Origin of the sequence: Streptococcus parasanguinis, from assembly GCF_001578955.1 — a bacterium.
GTDB classification, from domain to species: domain Bacteria; phylum Bacillota; class Bacilli; order Lactobacillales; family Streptococcaceae; genus Streptococcus; species Streptococcus parasanguinis_U.
In genome coordinates, this window is the sequence record NZ_KQ969689.1 from 667,854 (window position 1) to 677,025 (window position 9,172).

Genomic DNA, 9,172 nt, shown 5'->3' on the forward strand with positions numbered 1-9,172 from the left:
ACTTATGGAAAGTAGAAGATTAAAAAATAAAAAACAAGAGCTAGCAGGCTACCAAAAACGGGTTGTGGCCTATGCTAAGCGTCAAAAGAACCCTTTGTACATGTTGGGAGATTGGCTCTTGACTCTTTGTGCTTTGGGCATCATCCTGGTGGAAGAAATTTATAAATTTTTCCGATACCGTTTGAATTTAGAGAGTTTTAGTCGTTTCTTGAAAGAAGATGTGCGTTGGTATCGGGTCTGGATCCATTTCACCTTGGCCTTTCTCTTGCCTGTCGTGATCTTTTCGGTCGGTATTACCAGCCAATCAGGCTCTTTCTGGTCTAATTTCTATCATCGTTTGTCTCAAGGCGTGCTCTTTAGCACAACAGTCAGCCTTGCTGCGACCTTGGTAACGGATTTTGTGGAGAATTTGCAACCAGAAACCAAGTCAGACGGCCGAAACCGGAGCACCAAACGCACGGTTTATCAAATCAGTGTGGATCAGGCAACCGTAATTGGCTTGTTATTGACCATTGTGATCCTCATGGTGGCTTCCTTCTTGTTTACCCAATCAGGAAATCAAGGGATCAATTTTACAGGGTTGATTTTACAATTTGTCCTCTATGCTGGAGCCTTGCTTTTGTATGGGTCTGGTGGAAGAGTCGATGCAGAGAAGTTGCATGAAAAAGCTGATACAGAAAGGAAAGAATAAATGCACTACAAGGGCTATTTAATTGATTTGGATGGCACCATTTACAAAGGAAAATCACGAATTCCAGCAGGAGAAGCTTTTGTCCATGAATTGCAGGCGCGTGAGATTCCCTATCTCTTTGTCACCAATAACACAACCCGCACACCAGAGACTGTTCGGGATATGCTGGCGACTCACTTCAATATTGAAACCCCTTTGTCGACCATCTATACAGCTACCCTTGCGACCATTGACTACATGAACGACCAAAACTTGGGCAAAAAGGTCTATGTGATTGGAGAAGCGGGGCTCAAAGATGCTATTGAAGAAGCTGGCTATATTATCGATGAAGAAGCACCTGATTATGTTGTGATTGGCCTCGATTGGCAAGTGGATTATGAGAAATTTGCTAAAGCAACCTTGGCGATTCAAAAGGGAGCGCACTTTATAGGGACCAACCCTGACCTTAATATCCCAACGGAGCGTGGCTTGATGCCAGGAGCAGGATCTCTGATTGCCCTTGTTGAAGCAGCGACACGGGTCAAGCCAGTGATCATTGGCAAACCAAAGGCCATCATCATGGACAAGGCCATTGAACACCTGGGTCTTGAAAGAGAAGAAGTGGTCATGGTTGGCGACAACTACCTAACAGATATTCGTGCGGGTATTGACAATGGGATTCCAACCCTTTTGGTGACGACAGGTTTTACCAAACCAGAAGAAGTGCCGACCTTACCAATTGCACCGACACATGTTGTTGCCAGTCTAGCGGAGTGGGATTTTGATGCTTAAAAGTCTGAAATCAATCAACCAATTTTTCTTTATCTTGTCAGCTGCCATCCTTCTCACCATTGCTCTAGCTTGGGTCCTCTATCCCATGGAGATTCATTGGTTGGGGATTCAAAGCCGGACTGGTTTTTCGTCATCAGTCATCATGAAGAATTTTAATGTCTTGATGAACTACTTGACCAATCCTTTTCAATGGGTGTTGAAAATGCCTCAATTCCCGTCTTCAAAAAATGGACTGCACCATTTTGAGGCCGTCAAGTACCTATTTCACTTAGTGACGGTCGTTTTCGTGGTCACACTACCTGGTTTTATCCAGTTTATGCGGACAGTCGTCAAAAAAGGCTACCTGGCCTTGTACCGTAGTCTCTTCTTTTGGATGATGGTTTTACCAGTAGTGCTTGCAGTGATGGCTGTTATGATTGGCTTTGATCAATTCTTTACGCTCTTTCATCAGGTCTTATTTGCTGGGGACAATACTTGGCTCTTTGATCCGCGCGTGGATTCGATTATTCTTGCATTACCAGAAGACTACTTTATGCATGCCTTTTTGATTTTCTTTGTCTTATACGAAGGAATGTGTGCGAGTTTTTATCTATTTTCTAGGAGGAAGAAATGAACCAATACAACCGATTATTAGACCCTAAAAAAGATATAGGAAGGTATTCCGGGACACTTGCCATTTATCTCTTGGTAATGACCTTGGTAACCGTCCTGTGGGAAGTCCTCCTTGGATTGACCATAGCAGGCTCTCTCAGAAAAGATCCAAGTCAAGTAACGGAGAAACTCAATGCCCTGAATGTTTGGGCTGGTATTCCCTACCTCATCTCTATTTCCATTGGACTCTTTCTCTTTAATGCCTATCGCAAGAAGGCCCTCTATAAATATGATCTTAAGCACAAGGGACGTAAGATGACTCTTTCAGTCTTCTTTATTCTTCTCGCCTTTCTTGGCTTTTCTCAAGTCTTTTCATCTGTGATGACACAAGTGATTGAGCGCATGTTTGAGACCATTGGCCTTCACTCTCCGACACCAGATCTTGGAGATACGATTGAGCGATCTTGGACCATGCTCTTGTATGCTGGCTTTTTTGGTCCTATCACAGAGGAATTCTTCTTCCGTGGGGCAGGCTTGCGAGGCTTGGAACGGTATGGCAAGATCTTTGCCATTGTCATGACGGCTATCTTGTTTGGTCTCTTCCATGCCAATTTTGACCAGCTCTTTTTCGCGAGTATCATTGGTCTAGGATTCGGCTACATTGCCTTTGAATACAATATCTGGTGGGCGATTTTCTATCACATTTTCAATAACTTTGTCATTTCCCAAGGCTTGCATTATGTGGCCTATCATGTGGACGAGGGACTAGCGAATTGGCTCCAAATCGGTGTTTTAGCCATTGGTTCTATTGTGATGATAGTGGTTCTTGCGACGAAATGGCCAGCTATCAAGGCTTATATTCAGGTCAATAAACCTCAGCCGGGAGTTTTCCAGCGTGCCCTCGCTTCCTTCTGGTTCTGGTTCTTCGTGCTACTCACTATCCTGATGTCTATTGTTCCTTATGTGATTCCGATCTTCCAGATGGCTAATCTCAAAGGATAAAGTTTATCGATTGCTAGTAAAGGGGGATCGTTTTAGACCCCTCTTTTTTGCTATGAAAAAGGGCAAGTGAAGATGAAGGATTGAGGATGAGGGTCTGATATACTATTTAATAATTATTTTTTACTTGGTGAAGGTGGATAACAATAATACAAACATACTAGAGAGAGGCTAACCCCTCCCTTTTTTGCTATAATAGAGAGTATGAATAACTTGATTAAATCCAAGCTCGAGCTCTTGCCGACGAGTCCGGGCTGTTACATTCACAAAGACAAGAACGGTACCATCATCTATGTGGGGAAGGCCAAGAATCTTCGCAATCGGGTGCGTTCCTATTTCAGAGGGAGCCACGATACCAAGACAGAAGCCCTGGTATCTGAGATTGTGGATTTTGAATTTATCGTCACCGAGTCCAATATTGAGGCCTTGCTTCTTGAGATCAACCTGATCAAGGAGAACAAGCCCAAATACAATATCATGCTCAAGGACGACAAGTCTTATCCCTTCATCAAGATTACCAATGAGCGCTATCCGCGCCTCATCATCACGCGCCAGGTCAAAAAGGATGGTGGTCTCTATTTCGGTCCTTATCCAGACGTAGGAGCAGCCAATGAGATCAAGCGGCTTTTGGATCGGATTTTCCCATTCCGAAAGTGTACCAATCCACCTTCCAAGGTCTGCTTTTACTACCATTTAGGGCAATGTATGGCCCACACAGTCTGCCACAAGGACGAGGCTTATTTTAAGGGCATGGCCCAGGAGGTTTCTGATTTCCTCAAAGGGCAGGATGACAAGATTATCGATGAGCTCAAGCTCAAGATGAATACCGCTGCGCAAAACATGGAATTCGAGCGGGCGGCAGAGTACCGGGATCTGATCCAGGCTATTGGGACCCTGCGGACCAAACAGCGGGTCATGGCCAAGGATTTGCAGAACCGGGATGTCTTTGGCTACTACGTGGACAAGGGTTGGATGTGTGTGCAGGTCTTCTTTGTCCGTCAGGGCAAGCTGATCGAGCGCGACGTCAATCTTTTCCCTTACTACAATGATCCGGACGAGGATTTCTTGACCTATGTGGGGCAGTTTTACCAGGAGAAATCCCACCTGATCCCCAATGAAATCCTGATCCCTCAAGATATTGATGAAGAAGCGGTCAAGGCACTAGTGGATACCAAGGTCCTTAAGCCCCAGCGTGGGGAGAAGAAGCAATTGGTCAATCTGGCCATCAAGAATGCGCGTGTCAGTCTGGAGCAGAAGTTCAATCTTCTTGAAAAATCCATGGAAAAGACCCAAGGTGCCATTGAAAATCTTGGAAAACTCCTGCAAATTCCAACTCCTGTGCGCATTGAGTCCTTTGACAACTCCAACATCATGGGGACCAGTCCAGTTTCAGCCATGGTGGTCTTTGTCAATGGGAAGCCAAGCAAAAAGGACTACCGCAAGTACAAGATCAAGACCGTTGTCGGACCAGATGACTATGCCAGCATGCGGGAGGTCATTCGCAGACGCTACAGCCGTGTCATGCGGGATGGCCTGACGCCACCTGATCTGATCGTTATCGATGGTGGTCAGGGCCAGGTTAATATCGCTAAGCAAGTCATTCAAGAAGAGTTAGGGCTGGATATTCCCATTGCAGGCCTACAAAAGAATGACAAGCACCAGACCCATGAATTGCTCTTTGGCGATCCTCTCCAAATCATTGAACTTTCGCGCACCTCACAGGAATTTTTCCTCCTCCAACGGATCCAAGATGAAGTCCACCGTTTTGCCATCACCTTCCACCGCCAACTTCGTTCTAAAAATTCCTTCTCTTCTCAGCTGGACGGCATCGAAGGCTTGGGACCAAAACGAAAGCAGTTGCTGATGAAGCACTTCAAGTCGCTGACCAAGATCAAGGAAGCTACTGTAGATGAGATCGTCACAGTCGGCATCCCACGGGCAGTCGCGGAGGCAGTGCAAGCCAAGCTCCATCAAGGAAAGAAAGAAGAAGCAAGTCCCTTGGTGGAAGTGGCGGAGGATTCTGAACCATACCAATCATAAGGAGTTTATAATGAACAATAGAATCGCTATATTATCTGATATTCACGGAGATACAACAGCCCTTAAGGCAGTGATTGCGGATGCGCGTGCTCTAGGCGCGACGGAATACTGGCTTTTAGGGGACATTTTGCTTCCGGGGCCTGGAAGAGAGGACCTTTTTGAGTTGCTAGATGCGATTCCGATTACAGCGGCTGTTCGTGGAAATTGGGACGATTGTGTCCTAGAGGCCTTGGATGGCGAGTACGGACTTGAGGATCCGCAGGAGATCCAACTTCTTCGCCTCACTCAGTACCTCATGGAAGGACTAGATCCTAAGCGGATCGATTGGCTTCGTTCGCTTCCATTGGTAGAGAAGAAGGAGGTCAATGGCATTCGTTTTTCACTGACCCACAACTTGCCAGAAAAGAATTACGGTGGAGACTTGCGTCCAGCAAATGCGACGGAGAACTTTGACCAACTGCTGGATGATCAGACGGATATGGCGATCTACGGTCATGTCCACAAGCAGTTGCTTCGCTATGGCAGCCAGGGCCAGCAGATCCTCAATCCGGGGACTATTGGCATGCCTTATTTCGACTGGGAACCAATTCAAAACCACAGAGCTCAATATGCTCTGATCGATGTCGAAGAAGATGGAGTGACCAACCTGCAATTTCGTAAGGTGGCCTATGACTATGAAGCAGAGCTCCAAGATGCTAAGGACAAAGGTCTTCCTTTTATTGAGATGTACGAAGAATTGAGACGCGAGGATAACTATCGGGGTCATAACATCGATCTGCTAACTGGCTTAATTGAGAAATACGGTTATGCCAAAGAAGTAGCTGCCTATTTCAATCTTTCCAATGAATCATAGGTTGATCTCTTGTGTATTCAACCTATAAAAAAGAAGCGGATCTTCAAAATGTCCGCTTCTTTTTTCACAATCTTAGGCTGTAAAACCCTGCAAGCTCTTTCATTTTGTGTTAAAATAGAGGTAACAGAAATAGAAAAGGAAGAAGCTTATGAAATTTCTAGAGCTCAATAAAAAACGCCATGCGATCAAGCATTTCACTGACCAACCGGTCGATCCAAAGGATGTACGGACCGCCATTGAGATCGCAACCTTGGCCCCTAGTGCCCACAATAGCCAGCCTTGGAAATTTGTGGTCGTTCGTCAAAAAAATGCGGAATTGGCAAAATTAGCCTATGGTGCAAACTACGATCAAGTCATGGAAGCACCTGTGACCATCGCCCTCTTTACAGATACTGATTTGCAAAAACGGGCTCGCAAGATTGCGCGTGTCGGTGGGGTGAAAAACTTCACAGACGAGCAGTTGCAATACTTTATGCAAAATCTTCCTGCTGAATTTGCGCGCTATGATGCCCAACAAACAAGTGATTACTTGGCTTTGAATGCCGGTCTTGTGGCTATGAACTTGGTACTTGCTTTGACGGACCAAGGCATTGGAACCAATATTATCTTGGGATTTGATAAATCAAAAATCAATGAAGTATTGGACATCGAAGAGCGTTTCCGTCCGGAAGTCTTGATTACGGTTGGTTATGCGGCTGAAAAAGTAGAGCCAAGCTATCGCTTACCAGTTGACGAAATCATTGACAAACGCTAAGCCAATTAGCAAATAGAAGATCGAGGAGGAATTCATGACAACAGTTGACTTTAAAGCAGAAGTAGAAAAACGTCGCGATGAGATGATGGCTGACTTATACAGCCTCTTGGAAATCAATTCTGAACGCGATGACAGCAAGGCAGATGCAGAGCATCCTTTTGGACCTGGTCCTGTAAAAGCTCTTGAAAAATTCTTGGAAATTGCCAAACGTGATGGCTATGAAACCAAGAATGTCGACAATTATGCCGGTCACTTTACTTTTGGTGAAGGAGAAGAAGAGCTTGGGATCTTTGCCCATATGGACGTCGTGCCAGCAGGTAGTGGCTGGAAGACGGATCCCTACAAACCAGAAATTATCGATGGTAAGCTCTATGCGCGTGGTTCGTCAGATGATAAAGGGCCTACAATGGCCTGCTACTATGGTTTGAAGATCATTAAAGACCTAGGACTCCCTGTTTCTAAGCGCGTGCGCTTTGTTGTCGGTACGGATGAAGAATCAGGCTGGGGCGACATGGATTACTATTTCAAACACGTCGGACTTCCTGAGCCAGATTTTGGCTTCTCACCAGATGCGGAATTCCCAATCATCAATGGGGAAAAAGGAAACATCACTGAGTACCTTCATTTTGGAAATGACAACACAGGAAGTGCCCATCTTCATAGCTTTACAGGTGGCCTTCGTGAAAACATGGTACCAGAGTCAGCGACTGCAGTCGTTTCTGGTCAACTTCCAGATCTTGCTGGCCTCTTAGATGCCTTTGCCAAGGAACACCAGCTCAAGTATGAAATCTCAACTGTTGACGAAGAAACCTATACCGTGACGATTGTTGGGAAATCTGCTCATGGATCAACTCCTGAAGATGGGATCAATGGTGCGACCTACTTGGCTCTCTTGTTGAACCAATTTGATTTTGGTGGTGCTGCTAAGGCTTACCTTCATGTGACAGCTTCACTTCTTCACGAAGATTTTGCTGGTGAAAAATTAGGAATTGCCCATACAGATGCCAAAATGGGACCATTGAGCATGAATGCAGGTGTCTTCCATTTTGATGAAAGCCAAGCAGACAACACTATTGCCCTCAATATCCGTTACCCTCAAGGTACAGATCCTGAAACCATCAAATCCACTCTTGAAAAGATCGAAGGAGTGGCTACAGTAAGCTTGTCCGCCCATGGTCACACACCTCACTATGTTCCGATGGATGATGAATTGGTATCCACCCTCTTGCGTGTTTACGAAAAACAAACTGGCCTCAAAGGACACGAACAAGTGATCGGTGGTGGTACCTTTGGTCGTCTCTTGAAACGTGGGGTTGCCTTTGGTGCTATGTTCCCAGACTATGTCAATACCATGCACCAAGCTAATGAGTTCGCAGATGTCGAAGATCTCTATCGTGCAGCTGCTATTTACGCAGAAGCTATCTATGAACTAATCAAATAATCCACTACTCGGCCAGTTTTTCTGGCTGAGTTTTTCCATAGAAGGAGGACTTATGTCAAGGATTGAAACCATTAAACAAGCCATTATGGCAGATCCTCAAAATAAAGAATATACGGATAAAGGAATCGAGCCACTCTTTGCAGCTCCAAAGACAGCTCGTATCAATATTATCGGACAAGCTCCAGGGATGAAGACGGAAGAAGCTGGTATTTACTGGAAGGATAAGAGTGGTGACCGCCTGCGCGAATGGTTAGGAGTTGACGAAGACACCTTTTATAATTCTGGTTTGTTTGCGGTCATTCCTATGGACTTTTATTTCCCAGGGCATGGAAAATCTGGTGACCTTCCACCTCGCAAAGGCTTTGCGGAAAAGTGGCACCCTCAACTCCTCAAGGAGTGTCCAGATATTGAGTTGACCCTCTTAATTGGACAATACGCCCAAGCATACTACCTTCATGAGAAAGTTAGTGGCAAAGTAACCGAACGGGTCCACCATTTTAAAGACTATTTGCCAACCTATTTTCCACTTGTTCACCCTTCCCCTCGCAATCAAATCTGGATGGCTAAAAATCCTTGGTTTGAGGCAGAGGTGGTGCCAGAATTGCAAACCTTAGTACAAGAGATCATTCAAAAATAAAGGAGAGCGAAGATGGATCCTTATCAACAAGTTAAAGAAAAATTAGATGAGTTAGGAATTTCATTTGATGTGGTGGAACACCCACCTGCATTCACGACGGAGCAGGCGGATTCTTATATTGAAGGCTTAGAAGGCGTCCGGACCAAGACCATGTTTTTGACCAACAAGAAGAAAACCCAATACTATCTGCTCATCATGGATGACCAGAAGCCATTGGATATGGATGATTTCAAAGAGCAAGTGGAAGCCAACCGGATCCGCATGGCTTCAGCAGATTCTTTAGCTGAAAAAATGCAATTACCGCCAGGAACGGTTTCTCCATTTGGTTTATTGAACAATGAAGAAAAAGATATTCGAGTCTATTTCGATAAAGACATTGTGTCAGAGGAAATCAT

General features: G+C 45.1%; 10 protein-coding genes. All 10 read left to right on the forward strand.

Features of this window, described 5'->3' with window-relative positions; all coding sequences use genetic code 11:
* Positions 1–691, forward strand: a 691-nt coding sequence (locus SPADD19_RS03190) for a hypothetical protein (RefSeq protein ID WP_338322288.1), incomplete at its 5' end; no start/stop codon positions are given.
* On the forward strand, positions 692–1,462 hold the full coding sequence (locus tag SPADD19_RS03195) for a TIGR01457 family HAD-type hydrolase (protein ID WP_014713467.1): 771 nt from the start codon (positions 692–694) through the stop codon (positions 1,460–1,462). It abuts the gene before it with no gap.
* Complete coding sequence (locus SPADD19_RS03200) at positions 1,455–2,075, forward strand: TIGR01906 family membrane protein (RefSeq protein WP_041826347.1); 621 nt, start codon at positions 1,455–1,457, stop codon at positions 2,073–2,075. The genes SPADD19_RS03195 and SPADD19_RS03200 overlap by 8 nt, the downstream gene beginning before the upstream one ends.
* On the forward strand, positions 2,072–3,055 hold the full coding sequence (locus tag SPADD19_RS03205) for a CPBP family intramembrane glutamic endopeptidase (protein WP_061455186.1): 984 nt from the start codon (positions 2,072–2,074) through the stop codon (positions 3,053–3,055). Before SPADD19_RS03200 ends, SPADD19_RS03205 begins: the two co-directional genes overlap by 4 nt.
* 201 nt (positions 3,056–3,256) lie before the next feature.
* Positions 3,257–5,092 carry an excinuclease ABC subunit UvrC gene (uvrC, locus tag SPADD19_RS03210; RefSeq protein ID WP_061455187.1) on the forward strand — a complete coding sequence of 612 codons (1,836 nt, stop codon included), beginning with the start codon at positions 3,257–3,259 and terminating at the stop codon, positions 5,090–5,092.
* 10 nt (positions 5,093–5,102) lie between these two features.
* A complete protein-coding gene (locus tag SPADD19_RS03215) occupies positions 5,103–5,945 on the forward strand; it encodes a metallophosphoesterase family protein (protein WP_061455188.1) in 843 nt (280 codons plus the stop codon).
* 148 nt (positions 5,946–6,093) lie between these two features.
* Positions 6,094–6,699, forward strand: coding sequence for a nitroreductase family protein (locus tag SPADD19_RS03220; protein WP_003001591.1), 606 nt, complete (start codon positions 6,094–6,096; stop codon positions 6,697–6,699).
* 34 nt (positions 6,700–6,733) lie between these two features.
* Positions 6,734–8,140 (forward strand): dipeptidase PepV, encoded by a 1,407-nt coding sequence (gene pepV, locus SPADD19_RS03225; RefSeq protein WP_049487514.1) that lies wholly within the window; start codon positions 6,734–6,736, stop codon positions 8,138–8,140.
* A gap of 52 nt (positions 8,141–8,192) precedes the next feature.
* Positions 8,193–8,777: a uracil-DNA glycosylase family protein gene (locus SPADD19_RS03230; RefSeq protein ID WP_061455189.1), complete on the forward strand. Its 585-nt coding sequence runs from the start codon at positions 8,193–8,195 to the stop codon at positions 8,775–8,777.
* Positions 8,778–8,789: 12 nt separating this feature from the next.
* The coding region (locus tag SPADD19_RS03235) for a prolyl-tRNA synthetase associated domain-containing protein (protein WP_061455190.1) at positions 8,790–9,172 on the forward strand (383 nt) is incomplete at its 3' end.